Source organism: Nonomuraea guangzhouensis (genome assembly GCF_019396345.1).
GTDB classification, from domain to species: Bacteria; Actinomycetota; Actinomycetes; order Streptosporangiales; family Streptosporangiaceae; genus Nonomuraea; species Nonomuraea guangzhouensis.
In genome coordinates, this window is record NZ_JAHKRM010000003.1 from 217,015 (window position 1) to 241,806 (window position 24,792).

A 24,792-nucleotide genomic window follows, 5' to 3' on the forward strand; every position below is an offset into this window, starting at 1 on the left:
ACTCATGATCTACTCCAAGAAAGGCTCTCCGTGTCAGACGACATTTCCACCTACCGCAGTCATCGCCCCGCCCGCCGATGGCTGTTCACCATGGCCGCGGTCACGGTCATGACGGCGGTGGTCACTCCAGTGGCAGCGACGGCCGCGCAGAGCTCGTGTGAGGCGCCGCCACGGAGCAGCCCGGATTACAACGACTTCGTGCTCACGTACAAGTCCGCATGCGCCACGAAGAAGAACTACGACCGGACGTTCGAGGACGTCACGGCGTCCGTCCTGGTCGACCAGCGCAACAGGCTGGCGGTCACGACGTCGACGGCGCTGGCCGGCGCGATCGCGTCGGTCAAGGTGAACAACAAGGAGTTCATCTCCAGCGGCGGCCACGGTGCCGCTTTCCAGTACGCCTTCCACGCCTGGCAGGAGGGTGAGGCGGCGACCGAGTGCTACAACCCCACGCAGGCCGGCACTCGCCTGGACGACGTGGGCCAGCCACCTCCCTACCACGGTCCCAGCACGAGCGCGCTCTACACCATGGCCGGCTCCGGCAGCTCCATCCGCACGGCGGGGAGGCCCGCGATGTTCGTGACCCTCGCGGACACGAAACCGGGCTGGGGCAACTGCCGCAGCGCCGACCACCAGGACGAGCGCGTCCCGTTCACCATGGGCCTGTCGCCGTACTGGCTGCAGACCGAGATCGAGCTCGCCCCCGATCACGACGCGCCCGCGCTGGAGAACGTCTTCCGCGCCGCCGCCACGATCACCTCCGACGACGAACGCCACGACCACTTCAGTGGCGTCCTCGTCGCCTACCTGCAGTCGGATTTCACGAAGGTCTTCTCCTACAGCCCCGACACCGGTCGCCTGTCGCCCAAGCCCGTGGACTCTCACACGAGCAAGGACCCCATGGTCCGTTGCACGGACGATGGCGCATACTGCCTCGGCATGTACGTCAAGCCCGAAGTCCTCGGCGACAAGGCCTACTACTACACGATGACCCGCCCGCCCATGGACTACAACGGCTACTTCGGCGAGAACACCATCCAGGTCACCAGCCCCAGCGGGGCCATGGACAAGGGGGACAAGGTCAACTACGAGACCTACGTGGTCGTCGGCGACAAGAGCCGCGTCGAGCAGACCATGACCCAGCTCCACCGCGCCTTCCGGTAGTCGGCCCCTCGGCCAGGGGATCAGACCGGCGCCGATGACGTCTTGAGCCCAGGGGCTCTCCGCTACCGGGCGCGCCTGGGGGCCGCCACCTGCGCGTTCCGCGAAGGTTCATGCCCCCATCACGCCATGGTCGTTACGGGGGTTGGCCAACGATCTAGCGTCGTCAGGCCATATAGACCTAACGCAGCGGAGCCCCCTCATGCGCCTTCGTCACGTCCTGGTGAGCCTGGCCTTTGTGCCCGCGCTCGCCGCGCCAGCAGCTGCCCACGCGTCAACGGCCGACGATCCCGGCGTGCTGCCCCAGAAGACCCACTTCGACCTTCAGGCCCACCGCGGTGGCATCGGCATGACGACCGAGGAGTCGCTGGAGGGGTTCGGTAAGGCGATGCGCCTCGGGGTCAGCACTCTGGAGCTGGACACCCACGTCACCAAGGACGAGAAGGTCGTCGTCAACCACGACCGGCAGATCAGCGCCCAGAAGTGCCGCGACACGGCACCGGTCACGCCCGGCGATCCGCTGTACCCGTACGTCGGAAAGTACATCAAGGACCTGACCCTGGCTCAGATCAAGACCATGGACTGCGGGTATCAGCAGTTGCCCGGTTTCCCCGAGCAGGAGCAGATCAAGGGCTTCCGGATGATCGAGCTCAAGGACGTCTTGAACCTCGTCAAGAGCTACCGCGCCAAGCAGGTCACGCTCAACATCGAGACCAAGGTCGAGGCGGGCGCGCCCCAGCAGACCGCGCCTCGCGAGCTGTTCGTCCGCCGGGTCTTCGAAGAGATCCACGCCTCGGGGATCGAGCGGCAGGTCACCATCCAGTCCTTCGACTGGGGCGCCTTGATGGAGATGCATCGGCTTGCGCCGACGTGGCCGCTGGTGGCGCTGACGAACTACGACTTCCTTCAGGTCGGCAAGCCCGGCGCCTCTCCGTGGCTCGGTGGCATTGACGTCGACGACTATGAAGGTGATTTCGTGAAGGCGGCCGCCGCCGTCCCTGGCGTCACGGCCCTTTCTCCTAACTACGGCTTCCCGCAGAGTGGGAAGGTCGGTGACGCGGGCTTCCGTTTCTACCCCGACCAGGCGATGGTGTCGCAGGCGCACGCCCGGGGCCTGAAGGTCGTCCCGTGGACCTGCGACGACCCCGCCACCATTGAGGCCCTCATGGACATGGGCGTTGACGGCATCATCACGAACTACCCGAACCACGTCCGGCAGATCATGGCCGACCGCGGCATGCGACTGCCGAAGGCCTACGAGCCACACTGACTCCCTCCCGGGCGAGCGTCCTGGCCCGGAACTCAGGAGTGAGTCGTTCACGGGTCGGCGGCAAGTTGCCGCACGTTGCTTCCGACCCCTGCCGACGCCACTGAGCTCCCCGGCGGCAAGGCCAACTACGTCGTCACCCTGGGCCGGCTGCGCGCCGACGTCCGGGACAACTGGGTGCGTCTGGGCACGTACCAGTTCGCGACCGACGGCACCGTCACGGCGCGCACGTACCTGTGGTGGCAGAACGCGCCCGCCGCCCGCGAGGGCACTGGCACCACACCCGACCTCGACAGCTGCTCGACCGTCAGCGGCGCGGTCGGCCATACCCGCGTTCGCCACTGTGAGGTGCTGACGGCGGGCGGGTTCATGGACTCCCTGCCCGAGTCGCGCACCGGCACCTTCAGCGTCGCCGGCGACGTCCTGAACATCACGTGGAACATCGCCCAGACCTGGTCCGAACAGTGGTACCTGCGGCCCAACAGCGACGGCACGCTCGTCCGGCTGGAGAGCAAGTACAACACCCTCGCCACCCACGCCTACGGCTACGGCAGCAACGCGGCGCTGTCCACACGCCGGTCGATGAGCACCGTGCAAGCTTTCCCCGGGACGCTCAAGCAGGATCTCGCGTCCTGGACGAAGGAGAACGTGACCACCTCGACCGGACAGGTGTTCGCCAACACGGCCTACCGCACGTGCACGACGACGACCTGGTGCCTGACCTACGCCCAGCCGTCGTCGGCGAGCGCCTGCCAGGCGAGCGGCGGCTGCCCCAACTACGGCGGCGGCACGGCCACCAACGACAGCTCGATCCAGTACTACCTGGTCAAGGTCTCCAGCAACGACCGGCGCGACACGCTCTGGCACTGGTGCACGTGCCTGGCCAGGGAGCGCGGCGAGTTCTGCTACACCGGCAACTCCCACGTCAAGCCGCTGCTGCAGATCATCGACGACGACGGCGGCTTCCACGGCTGGGTGGGCGCCGAGGCGTCCTTCTACCCTTCGGGCAGCGATCCGCGCTACTCCGACCAGCTCAGCACCTTCCGAGTCACCGACACCCGGTAGCCGCACACAGCCCGGCGACGTTGCCGTTGGCGGTCCAGCGGAAGGGCGTGGCAGAAGGTGATGACCTTGTCACTGTGACGCCAGAGGGTGCGCCGGTCTGCTTGTGATTACTTAGCGTATGCAACGTCAACGCTCAGTAATCGTACGAGGTGAAAGGCATCCATGCACCGCACCCTGACTAAGATCGTCACGGCTCTCGCAGCCATCGCGGCTCTCAGCGTCGCCACCCCCGCACCCGCTCAGGCGGCAGAGTCGGCCTACTTCGTGATGACCGACGTCACCCGCGAAGAGTTCGTCGTCAAGCTCACCGACCCTGCCAAGATCCAGCACGCCCGCGAGCTGGTGAACGGCGAGACCGCAGATCGGCCGCACGTCATCGGACGCATCCTCAAGCGCCAAGCCCCCTACAACCCGCGCTGGAGCTATCACCTGAACACCGACACCGTCGACTTCTTCGACCAGGCGTTGGAGGTATGCGACGCGACGATCCCCTACGTCGAGGACTACCTGGACGAGGCCGGCGGGGCGTTCCTGCCCGGCCTCGTCTGGTGCGACTGGACTTCCAGGCTCGTGCGCGAAATTCCGGCGCCATAGAACGGACGTCGTCCGCCGCCGCGGCCTCTGGAGAACCGCTCCAGGGGCCGCCCCCATGCTCTGCGTCAGCCCTTGCCGATGACGCAGAACTCGTTGCCCTCCGGGTCGGCGAGCACCGTCCACGACACCTCGCCCTGGCCGACGTCGGCGCTGATGGCGCCCAGAGTCCGCAGCCGGGCCACCTCCGCCTCCTTGCCGTCAATGGGGTACGGCAGCAGGTCGATATGGATGCGATTCGACACGGTCGTCACGTCGGACGTGCGGCAAAGCTCCAGATACGGCCCGACGCCATCGGCGGAGCGCAGCACCGCGTGATCGTCGGTCACCTCGTGCACGGTCAAGTCCACCGCCTCGCCCCAGAACCGCGCCAAGGCCCGCGGGTCCGCGCAGTCGACCACCACGGCGGCGATCGGGCCGGTGTCCCGATAGATCTCCCGAGGCTCCAGCACGCAGAACATGTTGCCCTCAGGGTCGGTCAGAACCGTCCACGGGACGTCGCCCTGGCCCACATCGACGGGCGTGGCGCCGAGCTCCTTCAGGCGCGCGACCAACTCGGTCTGATGGGCCGCGGAGGTGGTGGCGAGTTCGAGGTGTACGCGGTACTTCACCGTTTCGGGGTCCGGGACGGTCACGAAATCGATGTAGAAGCCGGCGGGGTCCGGCCAGACGAAGCCCTCGGGCTCGAGGTTGGTCACGCCGGGTCCCTCGCTGGACATGCCCCAGCCAAGCGCCTCCGCCCAGAAACGGCCGAGCGCCGCGTCATCCTGAGCCTTGAAGTTCACCTGAACAAGTCTCAATGCCATGCCGCTGATCATATGCCCAGGTAGATAAGGCCTTGTTCGTATTCGGCCGCTCAAGGTGGGCTAGGTGCGAGGTGGCCAGTCCCAGGTCCGTGTGAGCGTCGCCGCCTTCCAAAGACGCGACGTTAAGCTCTCTGATCAGCAGGGCGTCCGCGTCAGCCATCGCTCAGGGGCCGGTCTGACGGGCGAAACGCGCGGGTCGGAGGGATCGGCTGTGTCGCGGTGAGAGATTTTTCCGGGGCCGTGTCGATCCGCGGGCCGCTCGTTCGACCTGTAGGTGCGAGGGCCGAGAGGCGGCCCCGCGGGACGAGGAGAACGCGATGTCGAAGTACATGCTGATCATGCGGGGCACCGATGAGTCGAACGCCGCCATGATGGCCTCGATCGAGGAGGGGATTGCCAAGACCCGCCTGTTCATCGAGGAGATGATGAAGGCCGGCGTGCTCCTCGGGGCCGAAGGTCTGGACGATCCGGGCCAGGGCGTCGTGGTCGACTTCAGTGGTGAGGTCCCGGTGGTCACGGACGGGCCGTACGGGGAGACCAAGGAGCTGTTCGGGGGCTTCTTCCTGCTCGACGTCGCCTCGAAGCAGGAGGCGGTCGAGTGGGCCAAGCGGGTCCCGGTGGCCCCTGGGGCCAAGATCGAGATCCGGCGGGTGCCCGGCGAGGACGAGGTTCCGCAGGACAGCACGGTCCAGGGCTGATGGGTACGGCCGACGTCGAGGCCGTCTGGCGGATCGAGTCGGCGCGGATCGTCGCCGCGCTGACCCGGTTCACCGGCGATTTCGGGCTGGCCGAGGACGCGGCCCAGGAGGCGGTGGCCGAGGCGCTGGTGTCGTGGCCGCTCGACGCTCCGGCCAATCCGGCCGGCTGGCTGATGGCCACGGCCCGGCGGCGGGCGATCGACGCGATCCGCCGCCGGAGCGCCCTGCAGGACCGATACGCCCTGCTGGCGACCGACCCGACGGTCGACCCGGCGGTCGGCTCGGCGGTCGGCTCGGCGGTTGACGAAGGCATCGATCCCGACCGGATCGATGACGACGTGCTGGCGCTGATGTTCATCAGCTGCCACCCGGTGCTCTCCCCTGAGGCCCGGGTGGCGCTGACCCTGCGCGTGGTCGCCGGCCTGTCCAGCGAGGAGATCGCCCGCGCGTTCCTCGTACCCGTGCCGACCGTGCAGGCCCGCATCACCCGGGCCAAGAAGACGATCGCGGCGGCCGGGGTGCCGTTCGAGCTGCCGCCAGCCGGCGAGCGCCGGGAGCGGCTGGGCGGCGTACTCAGCGTCCTCTACGTGATCTTCACCGAGGGGTCGACGGCCACGTCGGGTGACCGGCTGCTGCGCCCCGATGTCGCGTATGAGGCGATCCGGCTGGCCCGCACGCTGGCCGCGCTGCAGCCGGACGAGCCGGAGGTGCACGGCCTGCTGGCGTTGTGCGAGCTGACGGCCGCGCGTTTCCCGGCCCGGACCGGCCCGGACGGTTCGCCGGTCCTGCTCGACGAGCAGGACCGGCGGCGGTGGGACTTCTCGGCGATCCGCCGTGGGCTGGCCGCGCTGGCCAAGGCATCGACTCGCGGGCTCGGCCCGTACGGCCTGCAGGCCGCGATCGCCGCCACCCACGCGTCGGCGCCGTCGGTCGAGGAGACCGACTGGGACCGGATCGTGGTGCTCTACGAGGCGCTCGGCCGGGTCGCGCCCTCGCCGGTGGTCGAGCTCAACCGGGCCGTCGCCGTGGCCATGGCCTCGGGTCCGGCGCAAGGCCTGGCCATCGTGGACGAGCTGATCGCCTTGGACCGGCTCCCCGGCTCGCATCTGGTGCCGACCGTACGCGGGGAGCTGCTGGCCCGACTCGGACGGCTCCCGGAGGCACGCGCCGAGCTGGAACTGGCGGCCCGGCTGTGCGCCAACCAGCGCGAACGCTCAGTGCTGCTACGCAAGGCGGCCGCGCTGGACTGACTTCTCCAGCGCGGCCTGTGGAGATGGCTGACAGTGGGGTACGACCTTGGCCTGCGACGCTGTGGTCACGCTCGTTTTTCATGGCGAGCGTGGTGGCGAAGCCTCGGTCAGGAAGCGAATCCGAAGGCCGCAGGGGACTCAGGCAGACCCCATCGCTGGTCGGGGTTGAGGTGGCAGTCCCAGATCACCAGCTGGGTGCCGTTGGCGGTGCTGCCGCGGTTCGCCAGACCGACACACTTGTTGTTGCCGGCGAAGCTGCGGATGGAGTAGGTGTCGCCGCCCATGGCCGCGAACCTCCATTGCTGGTCGGGGTTGAGGTGGCAGTCCCAGATCACGAGCGGCGTGCCGTTCTCGGTGCTGCCGCGGTTCGCCAGGCCGACGCACTTGCCGCTGCCGGCGAGTGTGCGGATGGAGCGGTCGTTGTTGCCCTGCCAGATCTGGTCGGGGTGGAAGTGGCAGTCCCAGATCACCAGCGGGGTCCCGTTCGCGATGCTGCCGCCGTTCCCCAGGCCGACGCACTTGCCGCTGCCGGCCTTGCTGCGCAAGACGGTCGAGGGGAGAGCGTTCGCATGGGCGGCGACGACAGGTTGCCCTGCGGAGCCGGTTTCCGCTGTTGCTCCTGGGGTGGCGAGGATGCCACTGGCGATGACGGCAGAGGCTCCCAGCGTCATTGCCAGTCGCGCTGACTTCTTCATGTCTACCTCCACGGCTAAAGGAATTTCTCTAACCGTGCACCGCAGTGGCTTGCGCAAGAATCCTCAGATTTAGGGGTTGCGATGGTTGTGGATTCGCTGGATTCGAGTTTTGAGGAAAAGTAAAGAAAAGGTGGCTCGGTGCATCTTTCGCGGTCAAATGAGGCCGAAGCATAAAGCCGTGATCGGTTGCTTTCTGTGCCTGGAATATCCGTCCTTCAGGGCGGAGAGCAGGTCAAATCGAGTAGGCGCCGGAGGCGAGGGCGATGACGCCGACCACGGTCATCAGCAGTGCCGAGCCGGGGTGCATGGTGATCGAGAGGCGGATGTCCTTCTTCTTCCAGGCGAGCCAGACGCCCGGGTAGAGGAAGACGAGCTTCGACAGAACCGTCCAGGGGGCCCAGAAGTGGTATACCGAGAAGAAGAAGGTGTTGAAGAACGGGGCCCACTTGCCGAGTTGCGGGAGGCGGGGCAGCAGGAAGCCGCGGAAGTAGTACTCCTCGAGCAGGGGCAGGGTGAAGCCGGTGAACGGCGCGCAGATGAGCAGCGTGGTGAGCACGAGCTCCTGCGAGTAGCCCTGGAGGTAGGCGGTGCCGTCGGGGCCGGCGCCCTGGTAGTTCACCCAGGTGAAGAACCAGTCGTAGACGATGTTGTCCAGCGGGGTCAGCGAGAGCGAGACCACGGTCATCCACACGAGGCACGCGGCCCCGAGCCAGAAGACCTTGCCGCGCGAGAGCGGCTTGTCCCGGTAGTGGACGACGCCCTTCATCGTGAAGCGGCCGGTCTGCTTCTTGCCCAGCCACAGCAGGAACAGCTGGAGCGGGAAGAGCACGACCGCGAGGGCGATGGCCCAGGCCAGGAAGATCGGGAAGCCCATCGTCCGGACCAGGGGAGCGGCGATGAACGCGTACACGGCGACGATGACCGCGCCGGGCACCAGGTGCAGTGCGATGGAGAGCGGGACGGAGTGACGGTCGGCGAGGAGCTTCGCGACGAAGCCTTTCGGCTGGGCGCCTTGGGTGTTGGCCGGGGGCTGCATTGATGTGTCCATGCCGAGAATCGTGGCCCCGCGACCCGACACGGAGCTGACATGGACCTGATACGGCTTCGAGTCGCCGTGAAAGGTGCAGGTTATGGTGGGTGCGGACCGGGCGGGGGCTAGAGAGTGGCCAGGATGCGTCCGACGTCGTGACGGGGCGCGCGATGTTGGTCCGGTGAGCCGGGCCCTGCCTTGATCGCCGCCAATGTCCGGAGAATGTCCGATCAATGACCTGGTCAGGCGCTTTTCCGTAGGCCAAAATCAGTGCGGTGTTTCGTCCTTACTCGCGACCCGTCAGCCGAGAGCAATTCGGCGTTCCAGGTTCGCGTTCGTACGGCCCGCAGGCGCTCCGCCTTGACCCGTCAGGTCGATCTCTCCCGCTCATACGGCGATGAGTTTCGCCGTGGTTTCCAGTCTGAATCCACACACCCGATCAACCGCACTCGAGGAGAGCATCATGACTGCTACCTACACCTGGGACGTCTTCTCCACCCTCGACGGCTACGGCTCCTACGCCGAGGGCGCTGACTGGGGCGGCTATTGGAGCAAGCAGGGCCCCGAGTTGCTCGAGCACCGCGCCGCAGCGTTCGCTACCGAGCAGCGGATGGTCTTCGGGGCCACCACCTTTCGGGAGACCGCTCAGATCATGTCCTCGGGCATCGACCCCAACACGCTCGATGAGTGGAACGTCCGGACGATGCGAATGCCGGCGACGGTGGTGTCCTCCACGTTGCAGGACACCCTTGGCTGGCCGGACGCGACCATCGTGAGCGGTGACGCCGTGGACATCGTCGCCCGGCTCAAGAAGGAGTCGAACGTGCCGCTTCGCTCGCAGGCCAGCCTGTCGCTGAACCGGGCACTGATGGCCGCCGGCCTTGTCGACCGCCTGCAAGTGACGATCTTCCCCGTTATCTCCGGACGGACCGGGATCAGCCCAATCCTCGCGGGCGCGGGCGACTTCGACCTCGAGCTGCTCGAGAGCCGGACGCTCGACGGCCACATCCAAGAGCTCGTCTACCGGCCCACCCTGCATGTCTGACATATTTGTCGCGCTCAACGGCTGGGACGTGGCTGAGAGCGAGCGGAGCCGGCACCAGGTACGCCGGCTGCGAACTCCCCTGTGATGCTTCGATTCGGCTCATACGATCCGGGGCGTGATGAGGATCGATGGTTTGGCCTATGACGAGGTGGGTGAGGGGCCTGCGGTGGTGCTCATCCACGCGGGGATCGCCGATCGGCGCATGTGGAGACACCAGCGCGACGCGCTGTCCGACCGTTACCGGGTGATCGGTTACGACTGGCGCGGGTATGGCGAGTCGGCCGATCCTGCAGGCGAACTCGTACACCATGAAGATTTGCTGCGCCTGATGGACGGACTCGGCGTGGAACGGGCGGTGCTGGTGGGTGATTCGATGGGGGGCTCGCACGCGGTGGAGGCGGCGTTGGTGGCGCCGCATCGAGTGGCCGGGCTCGTGCTGATCTCCTCTGGGCTGTCGGGCCACCAATGGCCCGATGACATGATCGCCCAAGCGCGGGAGCGGGTGCACAGCACCGTCCCTGCCGACCGGCTGGCCCGTTATCGGAGCGGGACAGCGGAGGTCGTTCCCGCCGATCTCGACGCCTTCGCCCGGGCCCATGCGCTATGGCAGGTGGCCGGGCCCGACCGCGCTATGGACGATCTCGATCCGGAGGTGTGGGAGCTGGCGTTCGCCATGATACGCCGGGTGTTCGAGCGTTCCTGGAATCGCCGGCCCGTGACGGAGCGGCACCTGTCGGCCAAGGATCGGCTGCAGGAGATCACCTCGCCCACTCTGGTCATCAACGGGCTGTCGGATGTGCCGGGCATCCAGGCGGTGTCGGATCTGCTGACCGAGAAGATCAAGGGAGCCCGGCGGCTCGACCTGCCGGCAACGGGACATCTGCCGCCATTGGAGCGGCCTCAGGAGGTCAATGCCGCGCTGAGCAGCTTCCTGGACGATCTGTGCTAGCGAACCTTGTCGGCGGCCACCGCGCGCGGGCGGCCGACGGGCAGGCGAACCTTGATCCGGGACGGCACGGCGCGAAACCGATGTCACAGTGGCGTCAGCACACCTTGAAGATGCTCTTCCAGCCGATGCCCGTCTTCTGCTGCGCGTTGCGGTTGGTGGGCAGGGTGAAGTGCACCGATCCTCTGGTGTTGATCTCGTTGTGCATCCGGCCGGACTGGCCGGCGCCGTACCACTTGTACGACCCGCGGTAGCGGAGGTTGGTCACGCCGCACTGGGTGATGACCTGAGTCCTGCCGGTGAAGCCCGGCCCTTCGTAGGCCACGAACATCGAGTCGGGGGCCGCGGAGGTTGAGGCGTTGGCGGCACCACCCATGATGGTGAGCAGGGAGGCAGAGATGGCAGAGACGAGCGCGATCTTCTTGATGCTCTTCACAGTGATCCTCCGAATGCGTCGCAACTGATTACCAAAAGTTCGTGGTTTTTCCTGACATGAGGAACATATGGATCAACGGTTGACCGCCACTTACGCCCCACTTGCACCACGCGTGACAACTGGACGTCAAGCCACCGTCTCTACGAGATCCCGTCCGTGGAGCGAACTCAGCCCGCCGTCACGGTCTGGGCGGGGCCGCCGATGTGCTGCCAGGTGCCGGAGTCGGCGGACCAGCGCAGGATCCGGGAGCGGTCCTCGGTCAGTACGAACACCGCCTCCCGGCCGACCGCCACCTCCGCGCCGGCCGGGCCGATGTCCTGCCAGATCTGGTCCGCGAGGCCGGTCGTCGAGTCAGTGAGAACGCGCAGCCGTGCGCCCGTGGGGTCGGTGGAGAAGAGGCCGGCGGGGCCTCCGTACAGCTCTGCCGCCGGACCTGCCGCGTACGTCCAGGACGGCCAGGGTGCCGACGGATCGTCCGAGAGCCAACGGTTGACCAGAGCGCGTTCCGGGGTCAGGCCGTACAGGTGACGGTCAGTGAGAGCGAACGAGGCCCCCGCCGTGCCGACGCGGTCCCAGGAGAAGGGGCGGCCCGCATACCGGAAGATCCACCCCGCCTCCGGACTCGTCGCGAAAAGCCCTGGCTCGCCGCCGTACAACCGCACTGCTGGGCCGCCGATCGTGGTCCATGACGTGCCGTGCCCGTTCCACACGGCGACGGACTGGTGGTCGGCGGCCAGCCGGAAGACGTGTGCGCCGCTGACCGCGAAGTCGCCGCCGGCCTCACTGATCAGTGACCAGCGGCCGGGTCGGCCTTCATATCGGTAGAGGCGGTCGTCCGTGCCGGTCGCGAACAGGCCGGCGGGCCCGGAGTGCAGGCGCTTGGCTCCGTCGCCGATTCTGGTCCAGCCCGCTGCGTCCGCGCCATCCCAGCGGAAGATGCCATGACCGCCCGGTCCCACGGCGAACACGGCGTCCCCGCTCGAAGAACCCCATCCGAGCAGCAGGGCGAGCACCGTGAGAACCGCGATCGCGGTGCCGCCACCGACGAGGAACAGGGGGCGTGGACGATGCCGTCTTGCCGCAGGCGGCTCGGGGCTCGCGGCCGGTTCCATGACCGCCGCCTCTGTGACCGTCGCCGCCGTCGGTGAGGGCAGCGGAGGCGGAGCTACCGGGACGGGTTCCCGGTGTGTTGCTTCGAGGGCCGCCGTGTGCAGCCGGGCGGCAGTCTCCATGTGACCGTGGCGGATGCGTTCGTCCGGTTCGTGCTGGTCCTGTACCAGTCGCGTCAGCAGCTCCAACGGGATGATCTTCAGTCCTGAGCGGTACTCGCTCCAGAGCGTCTTGCCCACGTGATACCGCGCGGCGAGCTCGCGGACGGTCATCCCGGCGGTGAGCGTCAGCAGGAACTCCGCCAACGTGTTCGCCTGCTGTGTGCTGCCGCGAGGGGCGCCTTGGGGCCTGCCCACCTTGCGGTTCATCGCGGCCATCGCCTCCTCCGCTGCCTCCACTAGTGATCAAGTCAACAGACCCGATTGTCCGTGGACAACTCATTGTCCGGATTTGATCAGCGCCACTTCCGGACAACCGGCGGACCCGCCAGCCTCGAAAACGCCGGATGGTCACCATCCGCGCCGCCCTGCCGCCCCCAAGTTCCGCCAGATCATGGGTATCTGGCGTGGGAGGAGAATTCGTGACCAGAAACGCCTTCACTCGACTCGCCGCAGTAACCCTGCTCGCGACCGCCGGGTTAGCAGCACCAGTCGGCGCCGCAAGCGGGTACACCCCCGAGCAACTATGTGGCAGCGGTTTCAACACGGTGGCGCTCGGCCGCATGCCGGTCACCGACCAGACGAACACGATGCGTGGCCAGGTCTACCTGCTCTACAGCCCGCCCACGGGAGAGCACTGCGTCGTCACCATAAAGTCGGATTTCGTGGGCACGCCCACCAGGGCCACGGCGACCCTCCTCGTGCAGGGCCTCGCCTTCACCGCTCCGCGCAAAGAAGAGGACGCGGGAAACTTCAAGTACTACGCGGGTCCGGTGAAGGCGAACGCCAGGGGCAGATGCGTCTCCTTCAGGGGAACGATCGAATCCGCCTTCCGAGCCTCGGGCGGTTGGAGCGGCTACGGCGACTGCGGCAGGCAACCTTCCCGCCAACGCGGCCTCCACCGGTAAGGACTTCAGGCCGCGGGACTACAGTCGGAGAACACCGCCCGGCCAGGTGATCTCCAGGATCATCAAGTCTGGGAAAAAACTTCTGATGACGATCACAACAAGTGCCCAGAACAGAACCCCGATGAGCGTGCCGATGTAGTCGTCGTCAGCAGTTCTTTCGAGACGAATGGTCAAGGGGACGGCGACAGCAAGGCCAATTCCAGCAGCCGAGAGGCCGAGCCAACCGAGATCTTTGCCCGGATTTACGAAGCCCACCAGCTCTCCAACTATGATCAACCCGGCCATGCTCCAGGCACTGACAAACACCCACTGCGGCTGTCGGTTGATGGACCGCCGCTGCGGATAGGCGCGTATGGGCCAAGAGATGCCTTGTGCTGGCGGTTGTGCAGGATCGTGCACCGGTGGCGTGGCGAAGTACGGCGATTGTGGAGCCGTGGTCGTCGGGCCTTTTCGATCTTTGACGTGATAGGTCAATGCAGCGTACACAAAGCTGCCTGCGGCGAATAGAAGACCCGCAATGGCAATGAAGGTGGCCACCTATCCAGGTTCCAGCATGCCGCACACGCTTGTCACGATTTCACGTAACTGATTTCTACTTACCTGACATCGCTGCGCAGGGCCCGCTCCTCCGCGTCGGCCAGCCAGAAGAAGACCGGCGGCAGGCCGAGCTCGATCACCGTCAGCGCGATCTGGAACCACTGCGGCCATCCGTACACGGCGAGCGAGAGCAGCCGGCCCACGCCGCCCAGCAGGAAGACGGCGGCCAGCCACCGCACCGCCCGAGCCGGGATCGGACGCTGCCGCGCGGCCCACAGCCAGGCCAGCCCGTAGCCGACGAAGCTGGCCCCCATGAACCGGCCCCAGCTGTCGATCGTCGTACCGGCGGAGCCGGCGCCGGGGATCGCCGCGTTGCCGAGTGCCACGTGGAACAGGCCGATCGCGACGCAGGCCCAGCCCATCAGTTGGGTGAGAACGCGCAGAACTCTGGCCATGATCCCTCCAACGCTTAGTTGACATGTGTCTACTACAGTGGGCGCACTAGTAGACTCATGTCAACTAAGCTTTTTGCGTGCCTACCCGCCAGCGACTCACGCCCGCCGACCGTCGCGCACAACTCCTCGCCGTCGGCGCACGGCTGTTCGCCGCACACCCGTACGCCGACGTGCTGATGGAGGAGGTCGCCGAAGAGGCCGGTGTCTCGCGGGCCCTGCTCTACCGTCACTTCCCCAGCAAGCAGGCTCTCTTCGCGGCCGTCTACCAGCAGGCGGCGGACCAGCTGCTCGCCGAGACGCGCCTCGACTCCGCCGACTCCCTGGTGGGGCAGCTCATCCAGGGTTTGGACGTCCATCTCGACTACTTCGTGGCGAACCGCAACGCCGTCCTTGCCGCGAACCGGGTCCTCGCGGGTGACCCGGTCATCCAGACGATCATGACGAACGAGCTGGACGCGCTCCGCGCGCGGCTGCTGACCGTACTCCCGCTCGCGGACGAGAGCGCCCGCGAGGCCGTGTCCGGCGTCCTGAAGAGCTGGCTGGTCTTCGTCCAGGTGCTCTGCGTCGACTGGCTCACCCACGCGACCTGTACGCGCACCCAGCTGCGCGATGTCTGCGTCGGCGCGGTGATCGGCGCCCTCCGCCCGCTGTTCGCCGAGGACCTCGCCCCCGACTGGCCGCGACAAGGGCCCGCCGCGGGTGCCTAGGGCCTGCCGTACCACTTTGTGCGAATTTATGAGTGCAAGTCACAACAACGTCCCGCACAAGCCATGATCGAGGCTGGCCGAACGCTCATAAACGGGGGGCGTGCAGGCCGACCATGATTGGAGCAACGTGCGAAGAAAGACGACTCTGCTCGCTACCGCGCTTTTAGCACTGTCGGCGGTCCTACCCGTCCCTGCGGCGTCCGCGGCGACCGAGCCGGAAGCAGGACAGAGCAGCATCACCTGGGCGCCCTGTGAGGAGGAGCCCAGCGCCGAGTGCGGCAAGCTGACCGTCCCCATCGACTGGTCCAAGCCGAACGGCGAGACCATCGACCTGGCCATCGCCCGGCGCAAGGCCACCGACCCGACGGCTCGGGTCGGGTCTCTGGTGATCAACCCTGGGGGCCCGGGTGGGTCGGGTGTCGAAGCCGTTTACGGCGCTCCCGACTCGTACACCGAGGAGCTGCAGAAGCGCTTCGACATCGTCGGCTTCGACCCCCGGGGCGTGGGCCGCAGTCACCCGGTGATCTGCTCGGCCTCGGTGTACAACCAGATGCCGCACACCGTCATCTCGAGCCAGGCCGAGTACAGCGCCTGGGACGCCTTCACCAAGAAGCTGCATCAGGACTGCCGGGCACGTACCGGCCCCCTGTACGACCACGTCGACTCGCGCAACGTCGCGCGCGACATGGACGCCCTCCGCGCCGCCCTCGGTGAGGAGAAGCTGACCTACTACGGCATCTCGTACGGGACGCTGATGGGCCAGATGTACGCGGAGATGTTCCCGAACCGGATCCGGGCCCTCGCGCTCGACAGCAACATGGACCACAGTCTCGGCGTCGCGGGCTTCCTCAGCACCGAGGCGATCGCCATCGAGGACGCCTTCGACCAGTTCGTGGGATGGTGCGAGGCCGACACCAGCTGTGTCCTGCACGGGCGTGACGTCCGTCAGATGTGGCGGGATCTGCGGGCCAAGGCCCGGAGCGGCAAGCTGTACTACCCGACCGCCCCGGACCGCCCGATGACCGAGCTGCAGGTCATCTACAACGCGGCGCTCGGCACCGAGGGGCCCGACTGGCGCCTGCTGAGCGAGGTCATCAACTGGCTGAGCGGTGGGCCGGAGCCGTCGTGGGTCCCGCCGCTGCCGGGCCGGGGGCCCGTGGAGGGCGACACCGCCGAGCTGCCCACCCGGATCCTCTGCCAGGACTACAACCTCCGGGTGCGGAACTACGCCGAATACGCCTTCTACATGAAGATTTCCAAGCACCTGGCGCCCGACGTGGGGTACCACCCGTACCCGATCGACGACATGCCCATCTGCCTCAACTCCACGACGACTAACCCGCCGCACCAGTTGAAGTACACGGGCAGCGCACCGATCCTGCTGGGCAACTCGCTGCATGATCCCGCCACGCCGTACATGTGGTCCGCCAACGCGACGCGGCAACTCGGTCCGAAGGCTGTGCTGCTCACCTACGAGGGCTGGGGGCACCGCATCTACGGCAAGGACAAGTGCCAGACGGACATCATCGACCAATACCTGATCGCTCTGACCGTGCCTCCGCGCGGCACCCGCTGCGCCGTGGGTACGCCTGAGGAGAGCCTGCTCAAGAAGCAGCCACAGAGGACGTGGCCAACGGACAAGCAGCACTGGTAACCAGAGCCGCCGGACCACGGCATACGCCGCGGTCCGGCGGTCTTTTCATGTGCGGGCTGCCTTGCCACCGGCGCCGAAGAACAAGATGGTCGCGGCCAGACCCAGCACGGCGACGAGCGCGTCGGCGACCAGCGTGAGGGTGGGCAGGGTGATGAACAGGCCCACCAGCTTGAACAGCACCGAGACGATGACGATGATCGTGGCGAAGATCCGGACGGCGCCGCCGCCGCGCAGCGCCAGCCAGGCGAGCAGGACGAGCACGAGCGACCAGAAGATCGTGCTGTAGGCGAGCCCGGAGTAGATCATCTGGAGCGACTCGAACCGGTCGCTGTGGATGTCGACCTCGTCGAGGCTCACGGGGGCGGAGCCGCCGTTCGAGTTCGCGGCGATCTGCTCTTTGATCGCCTCCGCGCCGGAGACGATGAGTCCGATGGCGCTGATCACGTTGAGCGTCGCGGCGGCGATGGCCGCGTACACCGCTCGGGTTAAGTTCGCCGGCCTCTCGGGGGCATTGGCGGCGCGCCGGTCGTCGAATTGGGCGGGTGTCTGCCGTTCGTACATGGCCATTCGGACCTCTTTCGGGTTTAATGCCACGCGCCTTTGGCGCGGCCCTGAGAGGTATAGCAGATTCGCCCGGTCCACGAGGGTGGCGGCGAATTGCGGAACCGCTCGCGCATCGCTCACCTGCGACGGAAGGCGAACGGAAGAAAAACGGAAGAGAGACGCTTTAATGTCGTGTGACGTCAGCCGGGCGGCAAAGAATGTTCTTCGTCCAGCTCCCGGAAGAATGGCGGCAATTCATCAGTCCGCGAGCACGTCTGGGAAGCCGAACATTGCGACCAGCGCCGGATCATGGAACGCGATTACGCGGGAGACACCGGTGGCGGTCGCGGCCAGCACCACAATGCCGTTCGCCCGGAATGCGCCGTCCGCGTCCCGGTAGTACTCGACGGCGGCGGGCTGGCCGTTGGCTGTTGTGGCGATCATCCGCCAGTCGCCCGGCGCGCCCATCACGTACGCGTCGAGCATGCGGATACACCGCACCCGACCGGCCTGCCATTCGCGGAACGGTGTCGCCTCCAGCGTGGCGTCCGCCCGCAGCACCTGTTCCAGCAGGCCGGCGTCGGAGCGCTCGAAGGCCGCGATGTAGCCGTCGAGCAGCGCACGCGCCCGCTGGTCGGTCGGTTCGAGCAGTTTCTCGGGCTCTGGCGCCAGTTCGTCCAGCCGTGCCCGGGCACGCTGCAGGCCACTCTTCACCGCCGCGGTAGTGGTGCCGAGGATCTTCGCGGTTTCGGCCGCGGAGAACGCCAGCACCTCGCGCAGGATGAGGATCGCGCGCTGGCGGGCGGGCAGGTACTGAAGGCCGGCGATGAGCGCCAGCCGGAGTGATTCGCGGGCGACCACCGCCGCGGCCGGATCGTCGGCGGCCGGGGCGATCCATCGGTCCGGCAGCGGTTCCAGCCACGAGACCTCGCCCGGCGCGACATGACTCGGCGGGTGATCGGGTCCGTCGTACGGGCCGGTCAGGCCTGAGGGCAGCACCCGGATCCGGCGCGGCTCCAACGCGGTCAGGCAGACGTTGGTGGCGATCTTGTAGAGCCAGGACCGCATCGACGCACGGCCCTCGAAGCCCGCGTAGGAACGCCATGCTCGAAGATACGTCTCCTGCACCAGGTCCTCGGCGTCATGCGCCGAGCCGACCATGCGGTAACAGTGCGCCAGCAGCTCCCGGCGGAACCGCTCGGTCTCGGCGGCGAACCGGTCCTGGTCCGCCGCCTCCCGCAGGTGAGCTGCCGCCGCGGATTCCTTGCTCGGCATGCGTTGTTCCTTGTCCGGACCGGTCCCGCCGGTCGGGGCCGTCGTTCATTACGACCGGGACGCTGTTGCGAAGGAATCGAAACCCAGGTCAGCGGGCATCCGGGTTGTCACGGTAGCAGGGCCAGTTTGCCGATTGTGGCGCGGCTTTCCAGTTCGGCGAGGGCCTTCGGGCCGTCGGCCAGGTCGTAGGTGGTGGGGCGTGTCGGGGTGAGGACGCCGGCGGCGATGAGGGCGGACAGCTCGCCCATGAGCTCGCCGAACATCTGGGGTGCGGCCTGGATCAGCACGCCGATGTTGAGGCCGATGATGTGGACCTGGTGCTTGTACACCAGCTCCCAGTTGGTGATCGCGGCTTCGCCGCCTGCCAGGCCGTACACGATGATCCGGCCGGTGACCGGCTTGGCCGCGGCCAGGCCGGCGCTGAACGTGGCACCACCCGCCGACTCCAGCACCAGATCGGCACCGGCACCGCCGGTCAGCCGCAGCACCTCGGCGGCGAGGTCGCCGTCGAGGGAGTCCAGGACGTGGTCGGCGCCGAGTGCCAGCACCGTCTCGTGCTTGCTCGGCGAGGCGGTGGCGATGACCGTCGCGCCGTAGTGCTTGGCCAGGGTCACCGCGGCCTGGCCGGTCGCGCCCGCCGCAGCGGGGACCAGCACGGTCTCCCCGGCGGTGATGCGGCCCAGGGGCTTGAGCGCGGCGAGTGCGGTGGGCCAGTTCACGACCAGGCCCAGCGACTGCTCGGCTGTCCAGCCGGCCGGCAGCGGCATCGCCGCGGCAGCGGGCAGGACCATGTACTCGGCGAAAGCCCCGTATCCGACGCCGACGACGCGAGTCCCGGGTCGTGGGCCGGTCACCGCCTCGCCCACCGCCACGACCTCGCCGGCGGCCTCGAAACCCGCCAGGTACGGTGGCTGCGGGCCGTTCAGGAACGTGCCGTGGGCCTTCGAGATGTCGGCGAAGTTGACGCCGGCGGCGGCGACCCGGATCAGCACCTCGCCCTGGCCAGGGCTCGGTACCGGCGCGTCGGTGATCAGACGTACGTCCTGCGTGCCCTTCAGCGAGGTCTGCCGCAGGGCGCGCATGGTGGCGGGAATGGTCACGGTGATCAGCTCTCTACTCTCGGCCGGCCTCTTCGGCGGGCCGGACCGTCGACCATGTAGACCTCGGCCACCGTGGAAAGGAATCGGCGGCCGCTGAAGCGGTGGTCAGCATGAGTCATCGACGTCGATGACAGCGACCTGTTCGGGACCGACGAGAACCAGTCGGGCGCCTTCACCGCGAAACTCCAGCGGCCAGCCGTTGCTGTAGGCGAGCAGCGGTTTCTCGTCGTCGCCGGCGACCCTTTTGGTGAGCGTGTCGATGAGATCGCGAAGGACCGGGATGACGAGCTGGTCCGCGGGTGGCTGAGGGTCGTCCAGGTCGTCGTCCTCGCTCAGGCACACGGACAGGGCCATGTCGGCGGCGGCTTGCTCGGTCTCGGCGAGTACGGTGGCCAGGGCCGCGCCGTCCAGAAGCCGAAAGTCGTCATCTTCGACCCCCTTCCAGGTGCGGAAAGTGGCATCGGCACTGGTGTCCAGGACGAGGCCGTGCGGTTCGACGGTGATCTCGAAGCCGACCGCGTTGTTGTTGTTCACCCAGAGGAACTCGCTGAGCAGCGTCGTGTCCCAGGTGGTCCGCGTGTCCAGTCCGGCGGCCGGCACCGCGGTGCTCGGGGCCACGGACAGCCGGCAGGCTTTCCCATCGTGATCGCGTACGAGAAGGTGCAGTTCGTCGTCGAGCCGGGCGCCGCCCGGCTCGGTGGCGACGTGGATCCGCAGCAGGTGCTCGCAGGCCCACTCGGTCAGCACGCCGGCCAGGAAGCCCACCAGCGGCCGGACGCGTCGGTCGAGCGGTCCGGAACCCGCCTCCAAGGTCTCGGTCAGGGCCTCGATGACGTACGCGGCGGACTCGTCGGGCCGACCGGCTGAAGCCCGCTGGCCGCAGTAGTAGTCCAGGCCTTCCTCGAACTCCAGCAGCTCGGCCTCGACAGGGAAACGGTTCCCGTCCGCGCCGCCGAACGTCTCCGGGAACCGGCCGTACTCGCTGACCTTTGTCAGTGGCGGCGGCGATTCCCAATCCTCGTCGAACACGCGAGGCGCACTGCCGCTGATGATCTGCACACGCCATGCGGGGACGTCAGGTAGCCACTGCTCCAGCAGGCGCGCGGTTGTGGTGATCAGGTGTTCCTCGATGGCCATGTCCATTTCTTTCACAAAGATCACCCTGAGGGCAGGATGTGTGCTGTGGAAGTCGAGCGAGCCCCAGGAGAACGGTTTCGGGATCCCGGTGTGCGTCTGTGGCATTTCGCCAAGGAGATCCTGGTCCGGTGTCCGCGGTGCGACGGATGTGCGCTGGTGGCGGTACATCCTGATCATCGCGATGTCCATAAGTACGCCGTCGGCTGGCTGACGGCGCCGCACCGGCTGACCTGCCCCGGGTGCGCCCACGTTGCCGAATGGGGGCCGCGGCAGTGGAGCAGCGGTGCCGGGGACGCGTACTTCACCCGGGGCGGCCCGCTCGTGGTGCCGGAGCTCGGCGGGCCGGACGACCCCTACTTCGGGCTGCCGTTGTGGTTGCGGCGGCCGTGCTGTGGGCGGGTGTTGTGGGCGTACAACGTTCCGCACCTGGAGTTGCTGGAGGCGTACGTGGCCGCGGCGCAGCGGGAGCGGCCCACGCCCGCGGGGTCGCAGACGCTGCTGGAGCGGCTGCCCGGGTGGATGAAGGCGGCCGGGAACCGGGCGGAGGTGCTGGCCGCGATCCGCGCGCTGCGTAGCGGACAACTCCCGGCATGAGGACGGCATCTAATCGACATAGTCGATCAAAGATGACGGGGTGGAGAGATGGCGTCGGCCCTGCTTCCTGGAGACCCGGCGCGGCTGGGGGATTTCTGGCTGGCCGGGCGGCTCGGTGCCGGGGGACAGGGGGTGGTGTACGAGGCGTACGATCCCCAGGGCGTCCGGGTGGCGATCAAGGTGCTGCACGGGGACGCCGCCGGCGATCGGGATTTGCGGGCCCGGTTCGGCAAGGAGGTCGCCGCCGCTCAGCGGGTGGCGTCGTTCTGTACCGCGCGGGTGCTGGCGGTTGATCTGGACGCGCCCAAGCCGTACCTGGTCAGTGAGTACGTCGAGGGGCCCAGCCTTCGTCAGGCGGTCGACGGCGGGCGGCGGTTCGGCGGCGACGAGTTGCACCGGCTGGCGACCGCGGTGGCCACGGCGCTGACCGCCATCCACGACGCCGCGGTCGTCCACCGCGATCTCAAGCCCGACAACGTGCTGCTGGGGCCCGACGGGCCGCGCGTCATCGACTTCGGCGTGGCGCGTACCCCGGAGATGTCGCTCACCGCCACCGGTCAGGTGACCGGCACCCCGACCTACATGGCTCCGGAGGTGTTCACCGGGCAGCGCGCCGGCGGGCCCGCCGACGTGTTCGCCTGGGGCGCCATCATGGTGTACGCGGCGACCGGCGACGATCCGTTCAGGGCGGAGAACCTGGGCGCGGTCATGCACCGCGTTCTGTCGGCCGAGCCGGATCTGACGGTGCTGCCGCGGTCGGTGCGGCCTCTGGTCTCGGCGGCCCTGGCCAAGGACCCCGTCGGCAGGCCGGCCGCGCGCGAGCTGCTGCTCGGCCTGGTCAGCGGCTTCCAGGGCAGCCAGGCCGACCTGCTCACCGTCGGCAGCGCCGAGGCAGGGCTGCTCGACCGTGGCGCCCCGGCCGACCCCACGCTCGGCACCCTGGCCGACGACGCCTACGGATTCCTCGACCCCGCCGAACGTGATCTGGTCCCCGATCTGTTCCTGCGCCTGGTGAACGTCACCGACACCGGCGAGGTGACCGTACGGGCGGCGTCGCGGGAGGAGCTGGCGGAGGCCAGGACGCCGCAGGAACAGGCCGCACTGGAGCGGATCCTGGAGGTCTTCGGCTACCTGGTGATCACGCGGGGGGACGACATCGCCCTGGCCCGGCCGGCGCTGGTGCAGGCCTGGCCGCGGCTGCGCTCCTGGGTCGGCGACGAACGCGACGGACTCCCCACACACGACATGATCCGCAGTGGCGCGCGCCACTGGAACGCCCATGGGCGCCGTGAGGGCGACGTCTTCCAGGGCAGCCGCCTCGATACCGCCCTGCGCTGGGCCGCCGCCGGCCGCCGCCATCTCACCCTGAGCAAGCTCGAACGCGACTTCCTCGACGCCTGCACCACCGCCACCCGCCACCGGGTCAGGCGCCGCCGCCTCCTCACGGTCGCCCTGGCCGTCCTGCTCGTCCTCGCCCTGGTGGGCGGCGGCGTCGCCGTGTGGCAGAGCCGCCTGGTCTCGGAGCAGAGCAGGATCGTCGCGGCACAGCGGGACGAGGCGGTCGCGGGCAAGGTGGCAGCGCAGGCCGACACCATGCGGGCGACCGACCCGGTCCGGGCGATGCAGCTCAGCGTCGCCGCCTGGCGGCTGGCCCCCGTCCCCGCGACGCGGGCGACGCTGGAGAACGCGTGGGCACAGCGTGAGCGCGCGGCGTTCACCGACCCTGACACAGGCGCCGAGACCGTCCGGCAGATGACCGCGGACGGGCGTACGTTCGTCAGCGTGTTCCCGCAGGGCGTGCGGATCTACGACGTGCGTACGGGCAAGAGGATCGGCGGCTGGAACGACCTGAAGTTGGGCGCGGACCGGTTCCTCGGAGCCGGCCTCAGCCCCAGCGGCCGGTTGCTGGCCGTGGCCGCGGGGCATGCCGTCACCATCTGGGACACGAGCACCGGCCGGCAGACGGGAGCCAGGCGCAAGATCGAGGTTCCGGGGTTCTTCGGCGGTCTCCAGTTCCTGACCGGCGACCGGTACGTGAACGTCCTGGGGAGCCAAGGCGGCGACCTGTGGGACTTACGGACCGGCGCGACCATCTCCACCAGGGCCGGCATGCTGAGGCCGAGCGTCACGGCGGCGGGCGACCTGGTGGTGAACGCCGACCTCGAAGGGCATTTCCAGTTGCTGAGGCTGCCGGGCGGGAAGCCGGTGGCGCGGTGGCACGACAACACGACCTGCGTCAAGGACGGGGAGGTGGCGGCCATCAGCCCTGACGGGCACACGGTCGCGTGCGGCACCGACTCGGACATCTCGTTCGTGGACCTGCGTACTGGACATACGCGTGCGCACCGGGCGTCCTCGGGCTGGGGCATGTGGTTCACTCCCGACGGCCGCTACCTCGTGACCGGTGACGACGACCGCTTCCGGCTCGTCCGCGTCTCCGATGGGGACACCCTGCTCGACTACCGGGTCGAGCCGCAGAACGTGGCCTTCGACGGTACGACCCTGCGCTACCTGGCCGACGAGACCGTGGTGAGCCTCGACATCTCCGACCTGATCCACCCCGTACGGCTGCCCGGCCGTACCCCGGAGACCGCCGTGTTCAGCCCCGACGGCCGGTTCCTGGCCACGCAGCAGAACGCCGGGTCGCGGCACCTGGTGCTCTGGGACGTGGTGCGGCGCCGCCCGCTGGGCTCCCCGCTGAAGATCACGATCGGGGACGGGGCCATGGCCCTCGCCTTCAGCGCGGACGGGCGGCTGCTGGCGTCCATCGGCGCCATGGGACAGCGGCTGGAGATGCGGGACACCTCGCAGCCGGCGCGCGTGTCCGCGGGGCGGCTGCCGAGCGGCTGGATCGCGTCCACCGTGGCGGTGAACGGTAACGGGACGCTCGTCGCGGTCGGCGCCGCCGACACCACCGACGACCTGGAGGGTACGGGGCACAGCCGGGTGTTCGTCTGGGACGTGCCGCACCACAGGTGGATGCGGTCCGTCGAAACCGGGAACCTGTGGGAGGTCGTGTTCCGGCCGGGTAGCCCGATGCTGGTCCCGGTGACCAACTCGGGGAACCACCTGATCGATCTCTCCACCGGACAGCCGACGGGCCCCGGGTTCGGCTCAGGAGGGCTCGAGGGCAGGCTGCAGAGGATGGCCTTCAGCCCTGATGGGGCCACCCTCGCCACCGGTGACGGGTCGGGCAGGCTCGCGTTCTGGGACGTGGCCACGGGAGACAAGCGCGGCCCGACACTCCGGGCGAGCCCCAACGACGGCGTCGGGATCACCCAGATCGTCTTCTCCCCCCAGGGCGACGTGGCCGCATCGATCGGCGCGGGACAGGTCCAGCTGTGGGACGTCGCCACGCCGCGCAAGCTCGGGCCGTCGATGGCGGTGGACGAGGACCTCGTGTCAGCCGCGTTCGGATCGGGTGGCGTGGTGCTGCACACGCTCGACAACACGGGCGTGCTGCGCGACATGTCCGTCGGCCCCGAGGCGACGGCCGCCACGATCTGCGCCCGCGCCGGGCGGGGGCTGACGCGGGCCGACTGGCAGCGGTATCTGCCCGGCGTGCCGTACCGGGAGGTCTGCCCGTGACCGGCCCGTCCCCGTCGATCGAGGTCGGGCCGGTAT

At 68.1% G+C, this 24,792-nt stretch carries 24 protein-coding genes; 13 read left to right on the forward strand and 11 right to left on the reverse strand.

The features are described from left to right. Positions 1 to 30: 30 nt before the first annotated feature. From KME78_RS06845 to KME78_RS06860, 4 genes are all read left to right on the forward strand, one after another. A complete protein-coding gene (locus tag KME78_RS06845; protein ID WP_219527917.1) occupies positions 31 to 1,164 on the forward strand; it encodes a hypothetical protein in 1,134 nt (377 codons plus the stop codon). A gap of 199 nt (positions 1,165 to 1,363) precedes the next feature. Beyond that, positions 1,364 to 2,431: a glycerophosphodiester phosphodiesterase family protein gene (locus KME78_RS06850; RefSeq protein WP_219527918.1), complete on the forward strand. Its 1,068-nt coding sequence runs from the start codon at positions 1,364 to 1,366 to the stop codon at positions 2,429 to 2,431. Positions 2,432 to 2,506: 75 nt separating this feature from the next. Continuing rightward, complete coding sequence (locus KME78_RS06855) at positions 2,507 to 3,493, forward strand: hypothetical protein (protein ID WP_219527919.1); 987 nt, start codon at positions 2,507 to 2,509, stop codon at positions 3,491 to 3,493. A 162-nt stretch (positions 3,494 to 3,655) separates the two neighbouring features. Continuing rightward, complete coding sequence (locus KME78_RS06860; RefSeq protein ID WP_219527920.1) at positions 3,656 to 4,087, forward strand: BP74-related protein; 432 nt, start codon at positions 3,656 to 3,658, stop codon at positions 4,085 to 4,087. Positions 4,088 to 4,152: 65 nt separating this feature from the next. Here the strand turns inward: KME78_RS06860 and KME78_RS06865 are convergent, their stop codons facing one another. Beyond that, positions 4,153 to 4,890, reverse strand: coding sequence for a VOC family protein (locus KME78_RS06865; RefSeq protein WP_219527921.1), 738 nt, complete (start codon positions 4,888 to 4,890; stop codon positions 4,153 to 4,155). A gap of 317 nt (positions 4,891 to 5,207) precedes the next feature. Between KME78_RS06865 and KME78_RS06870 the strand changes: the two genes are divergently transcribed. Together KME78_RS06870 and KME78_RS06875 are read left to right on the forward strand one after the other, a co-directional pair. Then, positions 5,208 to 5,588, forward strand: coding sequence for a YciI family protein (locus KME78_RS06870; RefSeq protein ID WP_219527922.1), 381 nt, complete (start codon positions 5,208 to 5,210; stop codon positions 5,586 to 5,588). Beyond that, positions 5,588 to 6,838: an RNA polymerase sigma factor gene (locus tag KME78_RS06875; protein ID WP_219527923.1), complete on the forward strand. Its 1,251-nt coding sequence runs from the start codon at positions 5,588 to 5,590 to the stop codon at positions 6,836 to 6,838. The genes KME78_RS06870 and KME78_RS06875 overlap by 1 nt, the downstream gene beginning before the upstream one ends. Before the next feature lie 107 nt (positions 6,839 to 6,945). On the opposite strand, the gene KME78_RS06880 is transcribed toward KME78_RS06875, so the two are convergent. Together KME78_RS06880 and KME78_RS06885 are read right to left on the reverse strand one after the other, a co-directional pair. Continuing rightward, positions 6,946 to 7,533: an RICIN domain-containing protein gene (locus KME78_RS06880; protein ID WP_219527924.1), complete on the reverse strand. Its 588-nt coding sequence runs from the start codon at positions 7,531 to 7,533 to the stop codon at positions 6,946 to 6,948. Between the two features lie 232 nt (positions 7,534 to 7,765). Continuing rightward, the gene (locus tag KME78_RS06885; protein WP_219527925.1) at positions 7,766 to 8,581 is read right to left on the reverse strand and encodes a CPBP family intramembrane glutamic endopeptidase; all 816 of its coding nucleotides are present in this window, start codon (positions 8,579 to 8,581) and stop codon (positions 7,766 to 7,768) included. 445 nt (positions 8,582 to 9,026) lie between these two features. Between KME78_RS06885 and KME78_RS06890 the strand changes: the two genes are divergently transcribed. Then, on the forward strand, positions 9,027 to 9,608 hold the full coding sequence (locus KME78_RS06890; protein WP_219527926.1) for a dihydrofolate reductase family protein: 582 nt from the start codon (positions 9,027 to 9,029) through the stop codon (positions 9,606 to 9,608). Positions 9,609 to 9,741: 133 nt separating this feature from the next. Beyond that, the gene (locus KME78_RS06895) at positions 9,742 to 10,557 is read left to right on the forward strand and encodes an alpha/beta fold hydrolase (protein WP_246650572.1); all 816 of its coding nucleotides are present in this window, start codon (positions 9,742 to 9,744) and stop codon (positions 10,555 to 10,557) included. A 94-nt stretch (positions 10,558 to 10,651) separates the two neighbouring features. Here KME78_RS06895 and KME78_RS06900 read toward each other — a convergent pair whose 3' ends face one another. Both KME78_RS06900 and KME78_RS06905 read right to left on the reverse strand, forming a co-directional pair. Then, on the reverse strand, positions 10,652 to 10,990 hold the full coding sequence (locus KME78_RS06900) for a MiAMP1 family antimicrobial peptide (RefSeq protein WP_219527927.1): 339 nt from the start codon (positions 10,988 to 10,990) through the stop codon (positions 10,652 to 10,654). A gap of 167 nt (positions 10,991 to 11,157) precedes the next feature. Further along, the gene (locus tag KME78_RS06905; protein ID WP_219527928.1) at positions 11,158 to 12,477 is read right to left on the reverse strand and encodes a hypothetical protein; all 1,320 of its coding nucleotides are present in this window, start codon (positions 12,475 to 12,477) and stop codon (positions 11,158 to 11,160) included. Positions 12,478 to 12,680: 203 nt separating this feature from the next. Between KME78_RS06905 and KME78_RS06910 the strand changes: the two genes are divergently transcribed. Continuing rightward, positions 12,681 to 13,166, forward strand: coding sequence for a hypothetical protein (locus tag KME78_RS06910; protein ID WP_219527929.1), 486 nt, complete (start codon positions 12,681 to 12,683; stop codon positions 13,164 to 13,166). Between the two features lie 18 nt (positions 13,167 to 13,184). On the opposite strand, the gene KME78_RS06915 is transcribed toward KME78_RS06910, so the two are convergent. Together KME78_RS06915 and KME78_RS06920 are read right to left on the reverse strand one after the other, a co-directional pair. After that, the gene (locus tag KME78_RS06915) at positions 13,185 to 13,703 is read right to left on the reverse strand and encodes a hypothetical protein (protein ID WP_219527930.1); all 519 of its coding nucleotides are present in this window, start codon (positions 13,701 to 13,703) and stop codon (positions 13,185 to 13,187) included. Positions 13,704 to 13,762: 59 nt separating this feature from the next. After that, a complete protein-coding gene (locus KME78_RS06920) occupies positions 13,763 to 14,158 on the reverse strand; it encodes a DUF4345 domain-containing protein (protein ID WP_219527931.1) in 396 nt (131 codons plus the stop codon). Positions 14,159 to 14,235: 77 nt separating this feature from the next. On the opposite strand from KME78_RS06920, the gene KME78_RS06925 reads away from it, so the two are divergent. Then, positions 14,236 to 14,865, forward strand: a complete 630-nt coding sequence (locus KME78_RS06925) for a TetR/AcrR family transcriptional regulator (protein WP_219527932.1) — start codon at positions 14,236 to 14,238, stop codon at positions 14,863 to 14,865. Between the two features lie 127 nt (positions 14,866 to 14,992). Further along, positions 14,993 to 16,519, forward strand: a complete 1,527-nt coding sequence (locus KME78_RS06930; protein ID WP_219527933.1) for an alpha/beta fold hydrolase — start codon at positions 14,993 to 14,995, stop codon at positions 16,517 to 16,519. A gap of 45 nt (positions 16,520 to 16,564) precedes the next feature. Here KME78_RS06930 and KME78_RS06935 read toward each other — a convergent pair whose 3' ends face one another. From KME78_RS06935 to KME78_RS06950, 4 genes are all read right to left on the reverse strand, one after another. Continuing rightward, positions 16,565 to 17,086, reverse strand: a complete 522-nt coding sequence (locus KME78_RS06935; protein WP_219527934.1) for a hypothetical protein — start codon at positions 17,084 to 17,086, stop codon at positions 16,565 to 16,567. Positions 17,087 to 17,320: 234 nt separating this feature from the next. After that, positions 17,321 to 18,337, reverse strand: a complete 1,017-nt coding sequence (locus KME78_RS06940) for an RNA polymerase subunit sigma-70 (RefSeq protein ID WP_219527935.1) — start codon at positions 18,335 to 18,337, stop codon at positions 17,321 to 17,323. Positions 18,338 to 18,444: 107 nt separating this feature from the next. Then, positions 18,445 to 19,437 (reverse strand): zinc-binding dehydrogenase, encoded by a 993-nt coding sequence (locus KME78_RS06945; protein ID WP_308126834.1) that lies wholly within the window; start codon positions 19,435 to 19,437, stop codon positions 18,445 to 18,447. Positions 19,438 to 19,542: 105 nt separating this feature from the next. Beyond that, positions 19,543 to 20,589: a hypothetical protein gene (locus KME78_RS06950; protein ID WP_219527936.1), complete on the reverse strand. Its 1,047-nt coding sequence runs from the start codon at positions 20,587 to 20,589 to the stop codon at positions 19,543 to 19,545. 141 nt (positions 20,590 to 20,730) lie between these two features. On the opposite strand from KME78_RS06950, the gene KME78_RS06955 reads away from it, so the two are divergent. Both KME78_RS06955 and KME78_RS06960 read left to right on the forward strand, forming a co-directional pair. Further along, positions 20,731 to 21,168: a hypothetical protein gene (locus KME78_RS06955; RefSeq protein WP_219527937.1), complete on the forward strand. Its 438-nt coding sequence runs from the start codon at positions 20,731 to 20,733 to the stop codon at positions 21,166 to 21,168. A gap of 48 nt (positions 21,169 to 21,216) precedes the next feature. Continuing rightward, complete coding sequence (locus KME78_RS06960; RefSeq protein WP_219527938.1) at positions 21,217 to 24,756, forward strand: serine/threonine-protein kinase; 3,540 nt, start codon at positions 21,217 to 21,219, stop codon at positions 24,754 to 24,756. Positions 24,757 to 24,792: the final 36 nt, after the last annotated feature.